This window comes from Candidatus Dadabacteria bacterium, assembly GCA_026705445.1.
Classification (GTDB): domain Bacteria; phylum Desulfobacterota_D; class UBA1144; order Nemesobacterales; family Nemesobacteraceae; genus Nemesobacter.
Genome location: JAPPAR010000019.1, coordinates 125,568 through 144,762 on the forward strand (window position 1 = coordinate 125,568; position 19,195 = coordinate 144,762).

General features: G+C 49.2%; 17 protein-coding genes and 3 tRNA genes. 6 read left to right on the forward strand and 14 right to left on the reverse strand.

Features of this window, described 5'->3' with window-relative positions:
• Positions 1–13 precede the first annotated feature (13 nt).
• The 10 genes from OXG75_04420 to OXG75_04465 all read right to left on the reverse strand — a co-directional run bounded on the left by OXG75_04420 (position 14) and on the right by OXG75_04465 (position 10,903).
• Positions 14–631 carry a cytochrome c oxidase subunit 3 family protein gene (locus OXG75_04420; GenBank protein ID MCY3625228.1) on the reverse strand — a complete coding sequence of 206 codons (618 nt, stop codon included), beginning with the start codon at positions 629–631 and terminating at the stop codon, positions 14–16.
• A 21-nt stretch (positions 632–652) separates the two neighbouring features.
• A complete protein-coding gene (locus OXG75_04425) occupies positions 653–2,257 on the reverse strand; it encodes a cbb3-type cytochrome c oxidase subunit I (protein MCY3625229.1) in 1,605 nt (534 codons plus the stop codon).
• A gap of 19 nt (positions 2,258–2,276) precedes the next feature.
• Entirely contained in the window at positions 2,277–3,224 is a 948-nt protein-coding gene (gene coxB / locus OXG75_04430; GenBank protein MCY3625230.1) for a cytochrome c oxidase subunit II, read from the reverse strand.
• Positions 3,225–3,249: 25 nt separating this feature from the next.
• Positions 3,250–4,068, reverse strand: coding sequence for an SCO family protein (locus tag OXG75_04435; GenBank protein ID MCY3625231.1), 819 nt, complete (start codon positions 4,066–4,068; stop codon positions 3,250–3,252).
• Positions 4,069–4,238: 170 nt separating this feature from the next.
• Entirely contained in the window at positions 4,239–5,321 is a 1,083-nt protein-coding gene (rodA, locus tag OXG75_04440) for a rod shape-determining protein RodA (GenBank protein MCY3625232.1), read from the reverse strand.
• Positions 5,293–7,098, reverse strand: a complete 1,806-nt coding sequence (gene mrdA, locus OXG75_04445) for a penicillin-binding protein 2 (protein MCY3625233.1) — start codon at positions 7,096–7,098, stop codon at positions 5,293–5,295. The genes rodA and mrdA overlap by 29 nt, the downstream gene beginning before the upstream one ends.
• A complete protein-coding gene (locus OXG75_04450) occupies positions 7,079–7,585 on the reverse strand; it encodes a hypothetical protein (protein ID MCY3625234.1) in 507 nt (168 codons plus the stop codon). The genes mrdA and OXG75_04450 overlap by 20 nt, the downstream gene beginning before the upstream one ends.
• A gap of 27 nt (positions 7,586–7,612) precedes the next feature.
• Positions 7,613–8,419, reverse strand: coding sequence for a rod shape-determining protein MreC (gene mreC, locus OXG75_04455; protein MCY3625235.1), 807 nt, complete (start codon positions 8,417–8,419; stop codon positions 7,613–7,615).
• 225 nt (positions 8,420–8,644) lie between these two features.
• Positions 8,645–9,685, reverse strand: a complete 1,041-nt coding sequence (locus OXG75_04460; protein ID MCY3625236.1) for a rod shape-determining protein — start codon at positions 9,683–9,685, stop codon at positions 8,645–8,647.
• A gap of 126 nt (positions 9,686–9,811) precedes the next feature.
• Entirely contained in the window at positions 9,812–10,903 is a 1,092-nt protein-coding gene (locus tag OXG75_04465) for an aminomethyltransferase family protein (GenBank protein ID MCY3625237.1), read from the reverse strand.
• Between the two features lie 131 nt (positions 10,904–11,034).
• Here OXG75_04465 and trxB point away from each other — a divergent pair, with 131 nt between their 5' ends.
• From trxB to OXG75_04495, 6 genes are all read left to right on the forward strand, one after another.
• Entirely contained in the window at positions 11,035–11,979 is a 945-nt protein-coding gene (trxB, locus tag OXG75_04470) for a thioredoxin-disulfide reductase (GenBank protein ID MCY3625238.1), read from the forward strand.
• 58 nt (positions 11,980–12,037) lie between these two features.
• Positions 12,038–12,112 (forward strand) — tRNA-Val (locus OXG75_04475).
• Positions 12,113–12,124: 12 nt separating this feature from the next.
• Positions 12,125–12,202 (forward strand) — tRNA-Asp (locus OXG75_04480).
• Positions 12,203–12,306: 104 nt separating this feature from the next.
• Positions 12,307–13,785 (forward strand): DUF4301 family protein, encoded by a 1,479-nt coding sequence (locus tag OXG75_04485; GenBank protein MCY3625239.1) that lies wholly within the window; start codon positions 12,307–12,309, stop codon positions 13,783–13,785.
• Positions 13,786–13,820: 35 nt separating this feature from the next.
• Positions 13,821–15,173, forward strand: coding sequence for a mannose-1-phosphate guanylyltransferase/mannose-6-phosphate isomerase (locus tag OXG75_04490; GenBank protein MCY3625240.1), 1,353 nt, complete (start codon positions 13,821–13,823; stop codon positions 15,171–15,173).
• Between the two features lie 65 nt (positions 15,174–15,238).
• Positions 15,239–15,330, forward strand: a tRNA-Ser gene (locus OXG75_04495).
• Positions 15,331–15,654: 324 nt separating this feature from the next.
• Here OXG75_04495 and OXG75_04500 read toward each other — a convergent pair.
• The 4 genes from OXG75_04500 to OXG75_04515 form a co-directional block, all read right to left on the reverse strand.
• Positions 15,655–15,879: a hypothetical protein gene (locus OXG75_04500; protein ID MCY3625241.1), complete on the reverse strand. Its 225-nt coding sequence runs from the start codon at positions 15,877–15,879 to the stop codon at positions 15,655–15,657.
• Positions 15,880–16,017: 138 nt separating this feature from the next.
• Positions 16,018–17,307: a tRNA (N(6)-L-threonylcarbamoyladenosine(37)-C(2))-methylthiotransferase MtaB gene (mtaB, locus tag OXG75_04505; GenBank protein MCY3625242.1), complete on the reverse strand. Its 1,290-nt coding sequence runs from the start codon at positions 17,305–17,307 to the stop codon at positions 16,018–16,020.
• Complete coding sequence (mnmA, locus tag OXG75_04510) at positions 17,304–18,377, reverse strand: tRNA 2-thiouridine(34) synthase MnmA (protein ID MCY3625243.1); 1,074 nt, start codon at positions 18,375–18,377, stop codon at positions 17,304–17,306. The genes mtaB and mnmA overlap by 4 nt, the downstream gene beginning before the upstream one ends.
• Before the next feature lie 140 nt (positions 18,378–18,517).
• The gene (locus OXG75_04515; GenBank protein ID MCY3625244.1) at positions 18,518–19,147 is read right to left on the reverse strand and encodes a hypothetical protein; all 630 of its coding nucleotides are present in this window, start codon (positions 19,145–19,147) and stop codon (positions 18,518–18,520) included.
• Positions 19,148–19,195 lie beyond the last annotated feature (48 nt).

The following is a 19,195-nucleotide window of genomic DNA, read 5'->3' on the forward strand; positions in this document are numbered from 1 at the left end:
TTTCTTTCTCCGTCTATCCGATTAGATACAGTAGCGGGAACAGATATATCCAGATAAGGTCAACCAGATGCCAGTAAAGCCCCCCGACTTCAACCGGGGTATATCTGTTTCCTTCCTTGAATCTTCCCTGTCTGGCCATTATTATCAGGGCGAGAATTATGCCCATTCCCAAAAACACGTGGAGCATGTGAAGTCCGGTCATCATGAAGTAAAGGGCGAAGAATATGTTCGTATCGGGAAATATGCCGTGATGGAACTTCGCACCGTACTCAAAGTATTTGTTTACCCCGAAAGCCGCCCCGCATATGAAAGTTACGGAAAGCAGTATTATCAGCCATTTCCTGTTTCTTTTCTGAGAGGCCGACACCGCAAGAGCCATCGTGAAACTGCTGAAGATTAGCACTATGGTGTTTATGGCGCCCAGAGTGATGTCCAGCTTCTTGTGCGATTCGTAGAAAAGATCTGGGTACTTGGCCCTGAAAAGCGCGTACGCCGCGAAGAGTCCCCCGAAAAGAAGAATTTCCGTTCCGAGAAAAAGCCACATCCCGAATTTTGCCGCGTTGTGGGTTACGGTCTCTCCGAGTCCGTGTCCGTGCGCGTGGCCTTCGGCGTGTTCTGCTGTGCTGCTCATTTTTTTACGTTAGCCTCCGATCTATTTTTTCCCGTAAGCGTAAGTCCAGTCAGTTACCGTTGGTATTTCGGCAAAATTCTCATGTGGCGGAGGCGATGGAACCTGCCACTCAAGAGAAAGAGAACCGTAGGGATTTGACGATTCTGGCCGACCTTTTTTCCAGAGCGGTACAAGCAGGTTCACGGTCATTATCAGAATGCCGAGCCCGAGTATCCATGATCCGTAGGTCGAGAGGGCATGATAGGATATGTACTCTTCGGGATAGGTCGCATACCTTCTGGGCATTCCCTGAAAACCCATGAAAAACTGCGGGAAAAACGTTACGTTAAATCCAACGAAAATAAGAAACCATGCTACTTTTGCGATAAGTTCATTGAACACCTTTCCGAACCATTTCTGATACCAGAAGTGAAGGGCCCCGAAAAACCCCATCACGGTTCCTCCTATCATGACGTAGTGCATGTGGGCTACTATGAAATAGGTGTCGTGCAGATGCACGTCAACTGCCAGAGCTCCCAGATAAACACCGGTCAGCCCCCCGACCGTAAAAAGCACTATGAAAGACAGCGCATACAGCATGGATGAGTGAAAGTCTATTGATCCCTTGTACAGAGTTGCGGTCCAGTTAAACACCTTTACGGCCGTCGGTATGGCGACAAGCATGGTCAGAAATGAGAATATTGCCGCTGCCGTTTCCGATATACCGCTTACGAACATGTGGTGCAGCCAGACGAAAAAGCTTATTATTGCAATCGCAAAGCTTGAGTACGCGATTGCCTTGTATCCGAAAATGGGTTTTCTTGCGAAAACGGGGATTATCTCCGAGATAATCCCGAAGGCGGGAATAACCATTATGTAGACGGCGGGGTGGGAGTAGAACCAGAAGAAGTTCTGGAACAGTATTGGGTCCCCTCCCTTGGCCGGATCAAAAAACCCTATGTCAAACGCCCTCTCCGCTATCAGCAGAAGGAGAGTGATTCCCACAACCGGCGTTGCGAGCAGCTGCAGTATGGCAGTGGCGTAGGACGCCCATATGAAAAGCGGCAGTCTTGACCACGTCATTCCAGGCGCTCGAAGCTTGTGGATGGTCACTATGAAGTTCATTCCGGTGAGAATCGATGAGAACCCGAGGACGAAGACTCCCAAAGTTATCATTATTACCTTGGTGCCCGTCTGAATGCTGTAGGGAGTGTAGAATGTCCAGCCCGTGTCAGCCGGTTGGGCAAGCGCGGAAAGCAGTATTGCCGTTCCGACAAGATATATCCAGAAACTCAGCAGGTTTATTCTGGGAAACGCCACGTCCCTGGCCCCGATCATTAGCGGTATCAGGAAATTGCCGAAACTCGCCGCGATTCCCGGGACGATGAAGAAGAAAACCATCAGGGAACCGTGAAGCGTGAACGCTACATTGTACTCCGTTGCGGTTCTGAAGAAGTCAAGCTCGGGAGTCATAAGCTCGTATCTCATTCCCAGGGCCGCCAGGCCGGCAATCATGAAGAAAAACGAGATCGTAACGAGATAAAGGATCCCGATGCGTTTGTGATCCGTTGTCAAAATCCACGACTTTAAACCTTTCTGGGCTAAATACGGTATATGCTGGGTTTGAGTCATGACTCCGTTTGCCATCTTTTTCTCCTTGATATTGCTACTTCAACGTCTTTATATACTCGATAAGGGCGGTTACTTCATCCTCAGACAGTATACCTTTGAACGAAGGCATCGTTGGCGGGTAGCCCTCTACCATTTTTGCCTGGGGTTCATAAATTGATTCTCTGATATAGTTCTCGTCTACAAGAACCGATGAACCGTCTGCAAGTTTTTCTGTTTTCCCGTAAAGATTTTTGAAAGTTGGCCCTATGACTTCCTTGCCGTCTACGCTGTGGCACGCAAGGCAGCCCCTCTGGGAATGCAGTTCTTTTCCTCTCTCCGCCGGGGACACGCTGATTGCCGCCAGGGCGGCTCCGTCTTCAAGTTCGTCTCCTTTTTCCCATCTTGCGAATGCTTCTGGGCTCAGGACTTTTACTGTCGCAAGCATTTGCGAGTGCCCGGAACCACAGTATTCCGCGCACAGAAGATCAAAGGTGCCGACCTTGGTCGGGGTGAACCAGAGCTGCTGGTAGCTGCCCGGAAGAATATCCTGTTTTACTCGGAACTGCGGAACGAAGAAGCTGTGAATAACGTCCTCTGATCTCATTATGAGCCTTACGGGCTTGTTCTGCTGCACGAAGAGTTCATTCAGCGATTTTTTTCCGGTGAAATACTCGAATTCCCAAAGCCACTGCTTTGCCACGACGTTAACTTCGATCGCTTCTGGAGGCGGATTGCGAAGTTCCTTGAAAGCTATCCATCCCCATGCGAAGATGACCATGAGCAGTATGGTCGGAATTATGGTCCAGATGGTTTCAATGACCGGGTTGTGAGTTATGTAGGCGGTTTCCTGATCCTCGCTTTTCCGCCTGTACTTGATTGAGAAGGCTACTAGTACGGCCGAAATCAGGACGAAGAAAAATACTGATACGATTGTTACGAACAGGGTTATGTTATCAACGCTTGCTGCGAGATTTGAAGCTGATTCCGGTATCCAGGTGGACATTTATGATTTACAACCTCCGCAATAATTAATGGGTTTTTCTTTCTCTTCTCCACATCAGGCAGAGAAACGCTACGAGAACCGTAAGGGTTACCATTCCTCCCACCTTGACGACGTTAAGAGCGGCAAGCGCATATCTTTTCCCCACAGGGTCAAACTGATAACAGAACATAAGCACTTTATTAAGCAGTTCCGAGGAGCCTATCTTTCCCTCGGAAGCCTCTATTAGAGATAACTTGAAGTTACGGGGATCATACTGAACTCCGTAGAGGTATCGCGAGATTGTCCCATCCGGCGTGAGTATGACTATTCCCGAAGGGTGAGCGAACTCCTCGCCGTCTTTTTTGAAACGGAATCCCACTGAATCGGTAAGCCTCAGTATGTTTTCTGCGGTCGCTGTTAGAAAGTGCCAGTTTTTGGCCTCTTCAGCCCCGCCCGCAAGTGCTTTTTTGTATCTTGCGGATTTCTCGCCGATAACATCAAGGGGTTCTTCCGGGTCAAAGCTTACGGTCACCACGGTGTAGTCCTTCCCCGGCCTGAAGGCATCCATCTGGTTTATGGCTTCCAGAACTCCGTCTGTCCCAAGAAGGCAGAGTCTTGGGCATGTGAAGTAGGCGAGACTCAGAACCACCGGTTTTTTTTGCCCGAAAAAAGAGGAAATATTTACCGCTTCTCCGCTTTCCCCGCGAAATTCAGTGTCAAGATCTATGGAAGACGCAAGTTTCTCATCAAAACCTATTTCTTCTACGTCGTTTACGTTAGAAAGCGCCTGAACGTCCGATGTGAAGAGAGCCGGAACCGTGCTTGAGAGATACATAACACTGAGAAAAATGAAGAACCTCCACATGAAAGGAGCCGTTTTTTGGCTGTTTTTTTAAATGAAAATAATTGTTTGGAGGACTCAGGGGAGAGGAATTTTCCCTTTCCCACGCCTCAAATAGGCGTAGATTCTATCTGATGTTAATTCTCTGTCAAGAATTCGTTTTCTTTACGCTTATTTGGGTTTTCGGGCTCTGTTTATTTTTTTCTCAGGCAAAGAACTATACCGATTCCGATGAAGGCAGTGAGGGTTGAAGAACCGCCGTAACTGATAAAGAAAAGAGGAGTGCCGATGATCGGCATAAGTCCCGTTACCATAGCGATATTTATCACGGCGTGCCAGAAAAGCATGGCCGCAATTCCAAAGCATGCGATCATTGCAAAGCGGTCTTCTAGGGATGTTGCGATTCTAAGAATAAAAAGAATTATGGAGAAATACAGAAGAAGTATAAACACTGAACCCCGAAATCCCCATTCCTCGGAAATCACCGAGAATGCGAAATCCGTATGGTGTGCGGGAAGAAAATTCAAGTTGGACTGCGAACCCAGAGAAAAACCTTTTCCGTAACCCATGCCGGAACCTATGGCAATCTGGGACTGAATCGAGTTGTAGCTTACACCAAAAGGATCGGTGGAAGTGTCCATGAAGGAATATATTCTCTCCTTCTGGTAGTCCTTGATCAGAAGATGCCAGGCCGGCACGATGGATATCAGCGCTATGATTATTATTCTAAGCAGCGCTTTTCTGCTGATTCCCATAAGCAAGATGATGCTTGAACCTATAAGAAGAATGGTCATCGCGGTTCCCATGTCGGGCTGGGCAATTACTGCTGCGGTGGGAACAAGCAGAAGAGCCAGAGGCTTGAGGAGTTCCACCGAATTGTAATTTTCCTTTGCGGCCACATCATTTGCGTAGTAATTGGCAAGCATCATTATTATGCCGATTTTAATAAATTCGGAGGGTTGAATGGAGACCGGACCTATCTGGAACCAGCTTCTGGACCCCGATACCGTTTTTCCGAATATGAAAAGTAACCCCAGCAACACGAGGAAGAACAGGTAGAAAGTAACCGAGTGGGTTTCCAGCGTATGGGGTCTTAAGCGACTAATGACCGCCACAGTCAAAAGCCCCGCAAAAACCCATACGAGTTGTTTCTTGAATGCACCCAAGCCAGCCAACAGCGAGACGCTGTAGAGATTCATGAGCCCCGCTAAGCAAAGCAAAGCAGTCAGCAGCAACAGCCAGGAGTAGCTACTCAGATATGGCAATTCGAACTTCATCTCGTTCCTTCTTGAGTTTGAAATAGGTTTCAATGATTTTTCTTGCTATCGGGGCTGCGGCCACGCTTCCGCTTCCCCCGTTCTCAACGAGGACGGTTACGGATATCTCCGCCGAATCCGACGGTGCGTAGGATGTGAACCAGGCGTGGTCCTGAAACCGTTTTTCGGTCGACTCGAATTTTGCCGACACAACCTGAGCCGTACCCGTCTTACCCGAGACGGACGTGATTTTTGATCTTGCGTAAATCCCGGTGCCCCGGTGTTCGTTTACGGCACCGTAAAGTGCTTTTTTCAGAAAAGATACTGACTTTGCGTTAAGGCGCTGACCTTCCCCGGTTATCCGCAGTGGTCTTTTCTCATCCGTTTTTCTTATCTTCGGTTTGACTATAATGCCTCCGTTTGCTATTGCTGAAGTCATAACACTTATCTGAAGAGGGGTTGCGGTAACGTATCCCTGACCTATTGCCAGGATTGCAGTTTCGCCTGGGTACCAAGGTTCTTTCAGATGCTTTCTTTTCCATGTCTTGGATGGGTTCACTCCCCGTTTCTCGGGCAGTGCTATGCCGGTTCTTTCTCCAAGTCCGAACTTCTTCATGTAGGGGTAAAGGCCGTCAACACCAAGCTTCTGGGAAAGTTTGTAGAAGTATACGTCGCACGATTCGACAATCGCTTTGTAGAGGTTCATCTCCCCATGGCCTTCTTCGCGCCAGCAGTTAAAACGTTTCTTGTTTATGAAATAATGGCCCGGGCAGTATACGGACGACTTCGGATCAGCAGTTTTTTCCTCTAGCAACGCAAAAGCCGTGATTATTTTGAGCACTGACCCGGGCGGATAGGTTCCTTGGGTTGAGCGATTTAGAAGGGAAAAAGATTTTTTCTTTTTTGTTCTTTTTCTTTCCTTAGGAGAAAGCTCCTTCGAGATGTGCTCGGGACGATAGGATGGACGACTTACCATCGCCAGAATTTCTCCGCTTCTTACGTCCATTGCGACTATGGCCCCTTTCTCTTTACCCAAAGCGTCATAGGCGAACTGCTGCAGTTGCGCGTCAATGGTGAGGTGGATATCTTTTCCCTGGACCATTTCCCTGTTCTTGCGAGCTGGCAATAATGTGGCAACAGAGTCTGAGATCACTTTTCCGTGTGCGTTTACCATGACGTATTCAAGACCGTTTGTTCCTCTGAGTTCGCTGTCAAAGACCTTTTCGACACCCATTTTTCCGAGTTCGTTTCCCGCCTTGATCCGACCGTAGGTTCTTACCTCTTTTGCGTCGGCGATTCCCGTGTATCCCAGAAGAACGGCGGCTGCCTCTCCATGCGGATAGAATCTCTTGTGCCCCACTTCAAGAAATATGCCCTCTAGCGTTTCCTTGTTTTTTTCGACAAGAAGAAGCTCCTCTCTGCTTATGTCCTTGGCGATTGTAACGGGATAGAAGCTTTGGAGGGTTTCTATTTTTCGAAGTTTTTCCAGAAGTTTTTTCTCTGGAACGTTTATTATCTCCGCAAGTTTTTCCGCGAGCTCCTCGACATCCGTTATTTCTCTCGGAAATACTCGTATGTTAAAAGACGGTTTGTTATAGAGAATTTTTTCGCCGTTTCTATCGAAAATCCGTCCTCTGGGCGCAGGAAGTTCAAGTGCCCTCAGGATATTTCTTTCCGAAAAATTCCTGTATTCCTCGCCCTTGTATATCTGGAGGTAGAACAACCTCCCCGAGAAGACGACAAAAAACAGCACGATTAGGGATGAGGCTATTGTGAATCTATGTTTTAGGAATCCCATCCAATTTCCTCAGAAGCATTATTATCGGAACGCCGACCACCGTATTAATGATAGCCTGATAAAAAGCTAGCTCAACACTGAGAAATGCCGCCTGTCCGCTGTCTTGTCTCAACAGAAGCAGTACCAGTAGCAGCAAGTGCATGAGCAGGGTTCCTATAAAAAGCGCCAGAGGTAGGAAAAAGAGGTTGTTGCGGTCGTAATTAAGATTGTGCATGCCCACTCGCAGAGTAAGAAACACGGCGAATCTTGTGATCGTATGGAGCCCCAAAGCTCCGGCCGAAAAGACATCCATTAAAAACCCGTTCAGCATGGCAAGTGTGAACAGATAAGGTATTTCGGTTCTGATTGCCAAGCATATTATTAAGATCAGATTGAGATCGGGGGTGAACTTGCCCAGAGAAGATGTCGAGATTACCGATGTCTGGATAATGATGAAAAGAAAAGAGCAGAGTAGATAGAAAAGAAAAGAGAAGTTTATTCTCATCATATTCCAACTGGGTCCAGTTGGGGAGAGCTAATTGAGATGTATGAGCACCTCTTCAACCCTGCTCACATCGATTACCGGTTTTATGATGGCCTTTTGAAGTCCTTTGTCCGGCTCAATTCTTATTACGGTTCCTATAACAATATTTTTTGGGAAAACATTGTCTTTTCCGGATGATATGATCTTGTCTCCGACTATAATATCTTCCTCTTGCTCAATGTACTTCATAACGTAATGGTTTCCCGCTCCGGCAACTATGCCTCGTGTACGGCTCCTTTGTACAAGTGCATCCGCCACACTTGAGGGATTCGTCATTAGCATTACCAAGGAGGTTTTTTCATTTACCGAGTGCACGGTTCCTATGGCCCTGACGTTATTAAGCACCGGGGCCCCCTCATTTATCCCGGAAGACGATCCTTTGTCTATTATAAGGAAGCCAGGCCCCACCAGCGAAGGACTGCTCCCTATGACCCTTGCTCCCACCACTTCTCCCTTAAAGGAACTTCTATAGTTAAGAAGACTTCTTAACCTTTCATTCTCAAGTCTTATTTCCGTTAGCATCAACTCTTGCGCTTCCATTTCCTGTAGCTTTGCTTTCAGGCGGGAATTTTCAACGCTTGTATCGACGAGGTCGATATAATGGTCCCAGTAGTATCTCACGCCATCTTTAACGTAGTTTGCGAAAGCGCCGGAGCCGTAGTTAATGCTAAGCATCAACTTTGTTGTGTAATTGTTTTCTTTCTTTGCCAAGCCAAAAGTGACGGGCAATAGATGAATTAGAACAATTATGAGGATAAAGGACAGAAATAGCTGATTTTTGCTAAAAAACTTCTTCATTAAGTTTTCCTATTCGGTCGGAAATACTTAATTTCGATTTTCACAAGTGGCGGGAAGAATCACGTCCACGTTATAATGACAGCCATTGCAAGAGCTTACGGGATATTAAAACAAAAAACCGTTGTTAAACCACTGTAACACAAAACAATTCAGATTGCAAGGGGCAGTCCGTCTTGAAGCTGATTGTGAGAACGGAATCTAACTGATATCACGGGTTTTCTATAATTATATAGCGACGGAGGTTAGAAGTTCTATATCTTCGAGAGCTTTTCCGGAACCCATAACGACGCAATCGAGGGGCTGCTCGGCCCTTTTTATATGTATGCCGGTTTTTTGCTCTATGCGGTTGCGCAGCCCTCTTAGAAGCGAACCGCCTCCGGCTAGCATTATTCCCGACTCAAAGACATCTGCAGAGAGTTCCGGCGGGGTTTCCTCCAAAGTCTGCATAATTGCATCGACTATCTGGTTTATGGTTTCTTCTACCGCCTCTCCGATTTCTTCCGCGTCAATTGTAAGCATTGAGGGGACACCGGAAATGTTGTTTCTTCCGGTTACTTTCCATTGCATTTTTCTGCCGCTGTTTATTTCCGGGTGTGCAGAGAACTTTTTCTTAAGTTCTTCGGCTGTCCTGTGTCCAATTACTATGTTGTGATTTCTTTTCAGCCACAGCTGTATGGCTTCATCCATCTTGTCTCCGCCGGTTTTGATTGATTTACTCACAACTATCCCGGACAGTGCGATAACGCCTATTCCCGTGGTACCGCCTCCTATGTCGACCACCATGTTACCCGAGGGTCTATGCACTTCTATCCCAGACCCTATGGCGGCGCACATTGTTTCCTCAATGAGATATACTCTTCTGGCTCCTGCCGCCTCGGCCGATTCTTTTACGGCTCTTTTCTCTACTTCGGTAATCTCAAGGGGAACCGATATTACTACTCTCGGGCGCACGAAGCTTTTTTTATGGCCATTGGATTTTTTTATGAAGTACTCGATCATTTTCTGAGCCGCTTCGAAATCGGCGATAACACCGTCACGAAGAGGTCTTATGGCCCTGATCGACTCGGGAGTTCTTCCTACCATCTCCCTAGCGTATTTTCCTACAGCGATGAGTTTTGATTTCTGTCCCGGAATGTTCTGCACCGCTACAACCGATGGTTCGTTAGACACTATCCCTTTGCCTTTGAGGTATACAAGGGTGTTCGCAGTTCCGAGGTCGATCGCCAGATCGTTTGAAAAATGTTCCAGAAGCTTGTCCAGTATCATTATTTACAACTACCTCTTCTTTAAGTTAAACCATAATCAAACCCGAAAATACTCGCCTTATGTAATTGTAAACCAGACGAGTCTACGGCTAAATAGTTAACCTCTAAATTATAGCATTTTTTTAAATTATTCAAAGCGACTATAAAAAGGCTTTCCTGTTGTTTTTACGGTGTTCGGCGTTTTGTCGGCGAGGTCTTCTCCGCCAACGGATATTTCTCCCTGAAAATCGCGGAATTCCCTCCTTATATAGCCGATGGAGATGTTTTTCCCCAGAGTGGGAGAGTATGTTGAAGAGGTTATTTTCCCCACTTTTTTCTCCTTAACCCAAAGCGTGTTTCCTGGTAGTGCGTTGCCGTCTTGCTGTGCCTCGAAATACGCGAGGTGCCAGTTTACTCTTCCTCTCCACTTTATCCTTGCTATTACTTCCTGTCCCACGTAGCAACCCTTTTCAAAGTCAAGAGCATCCCATATGCCGGCTTCAATTGGTATGGTGGAGATGTCCATATCCTTTCCGTAAACGGGGATTCCGGCTTCTATTCTCAGGGTTTCGAGAGCCTCTTGTCCGCAAAGTCCGGGGACCGGTGGATTTTCAAGAAGAAGTTCCCAGATTTTCTTAGCCCCGCGGTTTTCAAAAAGAACGTCAAAACCGGTTTCTCCCGTTCTGTTGAGCTTCATTAAGGTCGCCTCTCCGCAAGCCCGGTGATCATATTCCTTCATCTGTTTAACGTCGATGCCGAGGCGCTTTTCGATTAATTCCCCGCAGCCGGGACCGCAGACGTGAAAAACGCAGTAATCTTCAGTAACGTCGAGCACCTCGGCTTTGTATGAAAGCCTGAATTTGCGGAGAAGCTCCGCTATGTTCCCGCTCGTGCCGGGTTCTGTATCCATATAGACTGAGTCTTCATTTTTAAAGACCCTCATATCTGAAATCATTTTTCCTTTGGGGGTAAGTATTGCCGCGTGGGCCCCTGTCCCGGGGGTTTTCTCCTCTACGTCGTTTGTGAGCATTCCCTGCAGGAATTTTATGTGGTCGGCCCCCGACAACATGAGTTTTCCTCTGCTTGAAATGTCTATAACGCCCACAGATTCTCTTACGGCTTTTGCTTCCCCTTCCGGGTCACCGTAGCTTTTTGGAAGAAAAAATCCGCCCGTCTCGCCGAATACGGCTCCCTGAGCTGCGTGTCTTTCATAAAGCGGAGTTTTCTTCGCGGATTCCATTAGCGTAAGCACTTGCGGAGCAAGGTTTTGGCCGCCTCCTTCGTTTGTTTTGTCTCTTGAAAAACCACTGCCTGAATGTAGTATAAAGTCCCTGTTCTAAAAAGAAATTGCAGGAGTGCGAAGTGAAAGAACTGAAAGAAAGCTACAAGGTGGTCATCATGGGTTCCGGCCCTGCGGGGCTGACCGCGGCTCTCTACACGGCACGAGCGAATCTAGAGCCGCTTGTATTTGAAGGTCCGGAAGCCGGAGGGCAGCTTACCACGACTACCGATGTTGAGAATTTCCCAGGGTTTCCAAACGGAATCATGGGTCCTGAGCTTATGGATCTTATGAGGGAGCAGTCCGAACGTTTCGGGGCACAGTGCGTACAGAAGGTCGTAACTGCCGTCGATTTTTCCAAAAGGCCGTTTCTCGTGTCGACGGAAGACGAGCAGATACTTGCCTCAACATTCATTATTTCCTCGGGTGCCACGGCAAGGATGCTCGGCCTGCCTTCCGAACGTGAGCTTGTGGGTTACGGGGTTTCCACATGCGCCACATGCGACGGATTTTTTTTCAGGGATAAGGAGCTTGTGGTCGTCGGGGGAGGCGACAGCGCCATGGAAGAATCCATCTTCCTTACCAAGTTCGCAACCCGGGTTACGGTGGTTCACAGACGCGACAAGCTCAGAGCGTCGGTGATAATGCAGCAGCGTGCCAGAGAAAACGAAAAAATAGATTTTATATGGAACGGTGTCGTTGAAGATGTTCTGGGTTCAAGGGAGGACGGAGTAACTGGGGTGCGGATAAAGGATGTCGCGACCGGGGAGAGTTACCTTAAGGAGTGTCAGGGCATGTTCGTAGCGATCGGGCACACTCCCAACAGCGAGATTTTCAAGGGACAGCTTGAAATGGACGATAACGGTTACCTGATTACCAATAACGGTACTTCCGAAACAAGTGTCGCCGGCGTTTTTGCCGCCGGAGACATACAAGATACAAGATACAAACAGGCTATAACGGCGGCGGGAAGCGGGTGCATGGCGGCTATGGACGCGGAAAAGTTCATAGAAGAGCATGGACTTTCCGTGTCTTAGTCTTGGACAAAGAGTTTTTATTCGGTTATACAGATTGCCTGCTTTTTTGGGTTTTTGCGGGCGGTTAGCTCAGCGGGAGAGCACCTGCCTTACAAGCAGGGGGTCACAGGTTCGAATCCTGTACCGCCCACCATCTGATTTAAACGGGGCCGTAGTTCAGCCTGGTCAGAACGCTGGCCTGTCAAGCCAGAGGTCGCGGGTTCAAATCCCGTCGGTCCCGCCACCCCGATTGAAGAATCGCACGGAATTCCGCTTAGGGACTAAGGGAGTTTTTAGCTTTTTTATGTATAGTTTTCGTGTCGGAGTCCGCCGCGGGAAATTCGTATCTTGGATATTCAAAAACAGATTGAACGCTTCAAAAAGGGTTACCCCTTCCGCAGGCTCATTCGCCCCGCGACAGTCGGCGACGGCATAAGAAAACTGGAAGAGGATGAGTCCCGGGTGCTTCAGCAGCAATACGAGGACTTCCTTCCTGAAATTAGTGTGTGCAAATTCGTTCCGGCATCGGGGGCGGCCTCGAGAATGTTTCGGGACCTCAGCATGCTTCGGGAAACTTTTTCTTCGGACGAAGCGGCTTTGGATCCCGAAGAGAAAAAGATACTTGAGAAATTCCTCTCAAACGCGGCAAGATTTCCCTTTGCGGACCTTCTTGAGCAAAGGCTCGGGGAAAAAATAGAAAAGATTGCCTCTTCGGGGAATTTCAGATTTGTTTTCGACACCCTTTTGGGACCCGACGGCCTGGGTTACGGAAATGTTCCCAAAGGGCTTGTGCCTTTTCATAGCTACGGCGGGGAGCGGAGGACAGCTTTTTGCGAACATTTCAGAGAAGCCATAGGGTATACAAACTCACACGGTACAGTCTCAATGCATTTTACAATTCCCCCTGCCTTTGCGGAGCGATTCGCTCTGGAGGAGAAGGAGGCGGCTTCTCTTCTGTCCTACGAAGGGGTTTCATTTGACGTAACGTACTCGGTTCAGGGTCCCGAAACGGATACAATCGCGGTCGCAATGGACAACACGCCTGTTACTGACGCCGACGGATCTCTGCTCAGAAGGCCCGCTGGGCACGGAGCGCTGCTGAAGAACCTGAATGAACTTTCCTATGACTGTATTTTCGTAAAGAACATAGATAACGTGGCGAAAGAGGAGCTTCTCCCCGATACAGTTAAGTGGAAAAAGATCCTGGGGGGAGCTCTCTTCTCTATCCAGAAAAGAGTTTTCCTCTACACAGAAGCTCTTTCTTCCTCCTGGACCTCTGAGACACTTGAGCGGGAGATAATTTCCTTTTGCCGGGAAAAACTTTTCATGGACCTTTCCCGGGAACTTTCAGGGTTGTCTGGAGCTGGCAGGAGAGAGTTCTTGTTTCGGACGCTTCACAGGCCCATCAGGGTATGCGGTGTCGTAAAGAACATGGGTGAACCGGGCGGCGGTCCGTTCTGGGTGGAAGGAGAAAGAGAAAGGGGAGAGTCGCTTCAGATAATTGAAAGTGCCGAGGTTGACCCGGACTCCCCTTCCCAGTGGCATATCTGGGAGAACTCAACCCATTTTAATCCTGTGGATATTGTCTGCGGAGTAAAGGATTTTAGGGGAGAGAAATTTAATCTGACTGGCTTTGTCGACCCGGAAGCCGGAATTATTACCGAAAAGACCTTAAGCACAAAAAAGATAAAGGCGCTTGAGCTTCCCGGGCTCTGGAACGGTTCCATGTCCGGGTGGATAACGGTTTTCGTGGAAGTTCCCTCCACAACGTTTAATCCCGTGAAAACCGTATGGGACCTTCTGAAGGAGCCCCATCAGGTAGAGTAAGACTCAGAAGCTGTTCTGTGAACTCGGTTCTCAAAATGCCTAAAGAAAATCTTTACTGCCTTATTCTTGCCGGGGGACGGGGAACCAGGCTCTGGCCTCTCTCAAGGCGGTCTTTGCCCAAGCAGTTCCTGACCGTAGACGGGGATGAATCACTTCTGCTTGCGACGCTTAAACGTGCCGCCCGTCTTGTCGCTGAAGAAAACATATTTGTTGTGCTTGAGGAAGAACAGCGCCCGCTGATTGAAGAGAACCTTCGTTCCACGGATTCTCTGGGAAAGATAAAAATTATGACCGAGCCTGTGGGCAGAAACACTGCTCCGGCGATTTTGCTCGGGACTCGAGAGATTGCCTCAGAAGATGAGAACGCGGTAATAATGGTTTTCCCCTCGGACCATGTGGTCGGGGACGATGAGAATTTCCGTGATCACGTGCGAAGGGCGGTTTCGCTTGCCGAAGACGACTACATAGTGTGTTTTGGAATCACCCCCTCTGTCCCCGAGACCGGATATGGCTACATCGAGGGAGGGGAGCCGCTTCGCGACGGCGGGCTTAGAATAAAAAGGTTCGTAGAGAAGCCCAGTGCCGAAGTTGCGAGTGAATACCTGCTTTCAGGAAATTTCTTCTGGAACAGCGGAATGTTCGTTTTCCGGGCCCGGACCATGATTGGTGAATACGCGGCTTTTTGCCCCGACGTGTATGAGCCGATCCACAAAGCTTCCCGCGGGAAAATCAGCAGGGATGTTTATGACGGGCTTCCTTCCGTTCCCGTTGACCGAGCGGTAATGGAGAAGACCTTGCGCGGAGCCGTAATACCGTCTTCTTTTCCGTGGAGCGACGTAGGGTCATGGCGGCTTTTCTACGAATTTCTCCCGAAAGATTCCGAGGGCAACGTGCTTGAAGGAGACGTAATCCTGAAGGGCACAGAGGATTCCATTGTAAAAAGCGGCTCGAGGCTTGTCTGCGTATCCGGTCTTCGCAACGTTGCCGTGATTGAAACTAAGGACGCCGTTTTTATCTCTGATCTTGACCGCTCGAATGAGGCGGGCGAGTTTGCGAAGGAATTAAGAAAGCGGGGAAGGGATGAGGCGGACCGTCCGAAGGTAGTTCACTATCCTTGGGGCAGTAGAGAAGAAATTGAAAAAGGAAAACTCTCTAAAGTAACGAAAACAACTGTTTTTCCCGGCAAATCGGTAAGGACGGAGAACACCTCTTCTCAAAACCTACAACTGCTGGTTCTCGAGGGAGAAGCCCTGATAATCGACGATGAAGGTAGCGATGAACTCTGCCCGGGGCAGACGGTTTTTCTTGAAGACGAGGCAAACTGCGCTGTCGAAAACAAAACAGGGGATATTCTGATCATTCTTGAGGTCTTTTCCGTTGTGGGTTGAAAAAGACCGGCGGAGCGGAGTTTTGACTCTGTTTTCCGTTGAGTTATGATTTTTTCACCGAGCGGGGAGAGGTGGCCGAGTGGTCGAAGGCGCTCGATTGCTAATCGAGTAAGGGGTGAAAGCCCCTTCGTGGGTTCGAATCCCACTCTCTCCGCCAATCCAGTCTTGTAGCTTACTAAAAAGAAAAGGTTTGTCTCTGTACAGAAGCCCGCCAAGGGTTAAGCCAGGGCGGACTATCTGCAAGACCGAAGGGTCGTACACGCCCTTAAGATTCACAGATTATGTTTACGTCCGATGTTTCCGCCAGCATTCCGGTTCCATTCCTAGAATAATGGAACGGGGGTCCGTCAGTGGTTTGCCACAGACTGTATACCGGGTTTCATTCCCCCGGTCTGCTTCCTTCCGTTTCCTCATGAAACCTATTATACAAAACCGGGGGCGAGAAAAGAACTGCTTTCTCCGCCATTGCGTCGTTCGGGACTTATAGGCCAAGCAGCTTTTCCCTGCTTCCGGAAAGACAGGAAACGGGATCGCGCAACTTCAGCAGGTCTTCCGGTGACTCCAGGTCTAGATAGATGGAATTGCGCTTCTCGGCGATTTCCCGTGCCAATGTAGTTTTGCCGACTTGGCATGGTCCAAGGAGGGCAGCCGCGGAGACGCATTTTACAGCTTCATCAAGTTTGTCCGCAATCCATCTTTCCAGCATATGTGCATTTTAGGAGATAGACTCCGAAATTGCAAAGTTTTTTCGTCTGAGGAACATAAAACCGATCTTTACTGAATGATGCGGAGATTTTTGTTCAGGGATGGATTGAAGTAGGCAGGATAGCTTCAGGAAGACGGTTCAGACGGCCCTCGCGTAGGCAGTTTCATTCTTTACATTCTCTATTTTCACCCTTATTTCCGCTCCGGTATCGATGCCGCCTTCAATCAACTTCACGTTTATGTAGTTTTCCGTGGTGCAGTTCGACTTGCTCTCGACAATGGCGTCAAGGGTTTTGCCTATGAACGTCCTGTAAAAGTTTTCTTTCTTCGTTTTTCCAAGCGCGCGAAGCTCCGCCGCTCTTTGCTTTTTCACCTGCGGGGGAATCTGGTCTTTCATGTTGGCGGCCGGGGTCATTTTCCTTATCGAATACGGAAACACGTGAAAATAGGTGAGTTCCGAAGCGGCCGCAACGTCACGGGAATTTTCAAACTGCTCCTCTGTTTCACCTGGAAATCCGACCATTATGTCCGTACCGATCGAGGCCTCCGGCAGAACGCTACGTATAGTGTCAGTGCACCCAAGGAACTGCTCGGGGCTGTACCTTCTTCTCATTTTTCTGAGGACTTCTCTGTCTCCGCTTTGAAGCGCTACGTGGAAACTCGGACAGACGATTTCCGATTCCGAGACGAAACTGATCAGCTCTTTTGTGGTATCCGCGGGATCAAGCGAGCTCAGTCTTATTCTGCGTACCGCCCCGGATTGCTCAATCTTTCCGAGCAGCCCGACTAGGTCAGAACCTATGTCCCTTCCGTAACTTGCCAGGTGAACGCCGGTGAGGACCACTTCCCTGTAACCCGCTATAGAGAGAGTTCTGAGCCTCGATATTACTTCCTCAGCCTCAAGGCTGCGGGACCGCCCGCGCGCCCTCGGTATCACGCAGAACGTGCAGGCGTAGTTGCACCCGTCCTGTACCTTGAGAAACGCCCTTGTCCTGTCGGGAAAGAACCTTATATCCGGGGTGTCGAATTTCCTTTTTTTCTCTTTGAAGATATCGGATATGAGGACCTTCGGCTCGCTCTGGACCTCTCCCCGGCGTATGACTCCAAGGAGGGATGAGAACTTGTGCGAGTTTCCGATTACGTAGTCGACTTCCTCCATGGCCGAGAGCTGCTCGGGGGAGACCTGCGCGTAGCAGCCCGTCACTATCACCACGCCGCGGGGATTTGATCGTTTCGCCCTGTATATGTAGTTTCTCGCTTCCGAATCCGCCTTGTGCGTGACGGTGCAGGTATCTATTACGTACACATCGGCCGGTTCGTCGAATCTTTCGTTCTTTGCGAACTCGTAGGATGGCAGGTGGTTGAGCAGGGCGGCAGTGTCGTACTGGTTAACCTTGCACCCCAGAGTTACGACGGAGATCCTCTTCACTGGACGCGCGCCCCTTTTATCCAGCCCCCGCCCACCACGGTCTCGTCCTTGTAGAAAACGATTGCCTGGCCGGGCGTCACGGCCTTCTGCGGTTCTGAGAAGCTGACCGTTGCCTCGCCGTCATCCGTTACGGTCACCTTGGAAGGAACCGCACCGTGGCGGTACCTTATTTTCGAGCGCACCTTGATCTCTCCTTCGGGAGGCCCGCTTACCCAGGAGAGATTTCCCGCGGCAAGGGAGCTGCTGTACAGGTCCTTTTCCTCTCCGACCCTTACCTCGTTTCTCTCCGCGTCGATACCGACAACGTACATAGGCTTTCCCTTCGCGAAACCGAGTCCGCGTCTCTGCCCGATGGTAAAAGAGGCGATTCCCCTGTGCTTGGCGACGGGGCGTCCCTCCATGTCCACTATGTCTCCCTCTATCTTCCCCCTCTTGAGGTAGGGCTCAAGGAATTCCCTGTAGCCGTCTCCCGTGATGAAGCAGACACCCATACTCTCGGCCTTTGTGGCGACCCTGAGTCCCATACTTTCGGCAATTTTTCTCACCTCGGTTTTTGTCTTGTCTCCCAAGGGGAAAATGAGCCTCTTGAGTTCCCTCTGGCCTAGGGTGAAAAGAAAGTAAGACTGGTCCTTGGCGGGATCAACGGCCCGCTCAAGGGAGTACTCGCCGGTTTCGGCGCTTCGGGATATCCTCGCGTAGTGGCCCGTGGCAAGAAAATCCGCGTCAAGCTCAAGGGCCCGCTTCAGGAGGAAGTCGAACTTCATGAACTGGTTGCATAGCACGCACGGTATCGGGGTTTCTCCCGAGTCGTACTTGCTTACGAAATCAGAGACCACGAGCTCCCTGAAGGAGTCCATGTAATTTACCACGTAGTGAGGTATGCCTATTTCGTACGCAACCCTTCTCGCGTCGCAGACCTCATCCGCTGAGCAGCACCCTCCCTCGCTCTCTCCGTAGTCCCAAAGCTGCATGGTCATTCCTATGACTTCATGCCCCTGGGACTTGAGAAGGGCGGCAGTTGTGGCGCTGTCGACCCCTCCGCTCATGGCTACTACGATTCTCTTTCCCATAACGCAAGGATTCTACCTTAGAAACAAAGGCGGACAAACGGAAAATTCGAATGACAGAAAACCGGCGGAAACCTGAACGGAGTTCAGCCCCTTCGTTTCAGACACCACCCCGGAGTCCCGTCCTGATTGCCGTGCAAATCTCAGGTTAATCTGCGCGGCAGACTGTAGCAGTATCCTAATCTGGTCGGATTGTCTGCGTTATCGGCAAGATATTTTCTAAGCCCCGGAGCCATCTGTGTCACTTCCGCCCCGCAACTGTCTCCATCCAGCGCTTCTCTCGGCACAAGTACGTACGGGCACATCACAATGGGGTTCTCCTCGAGACGGATGGCTTTGCCTCTCCAGTGGCCGGCAAATATGGTCGCCCCGTTGCCGATTTCATCATCGGTTCTTGAAACGATATAAAGGGTTCCCACGCTGTGATTTTCGCCGCCGCTTTCAAATAAGTAGGAGGCTGCAATGGTCTCTTCAGCCTCGTTACCCTTACTTTTAATGATTTTCGTTCCCTTGTAGGTGAATTTTGAGTCAGGGAAAGTTGGGCTTGTGGAGATGATCTTAACATCAAGCCTTCCGGTGGATTCATCCCCTTCTAAATACACATCGGCGTCCTCGTAACCGCAATCTACTGTGGCTGTCTCATCAATGCTGAGAAAAAACCCTCTCATTTCCACCGGTTCTGCTTCATCATCATCGCAGGATGAAAGCAGGAACAGTCCTGCGATGCAGAATGCCGCTGACAAAAACAAAACACCGAAATTTCCTGGTTGCATCTATGAATAACCTCCTTAGAACGTATATAATCTCGTAATATTACATTG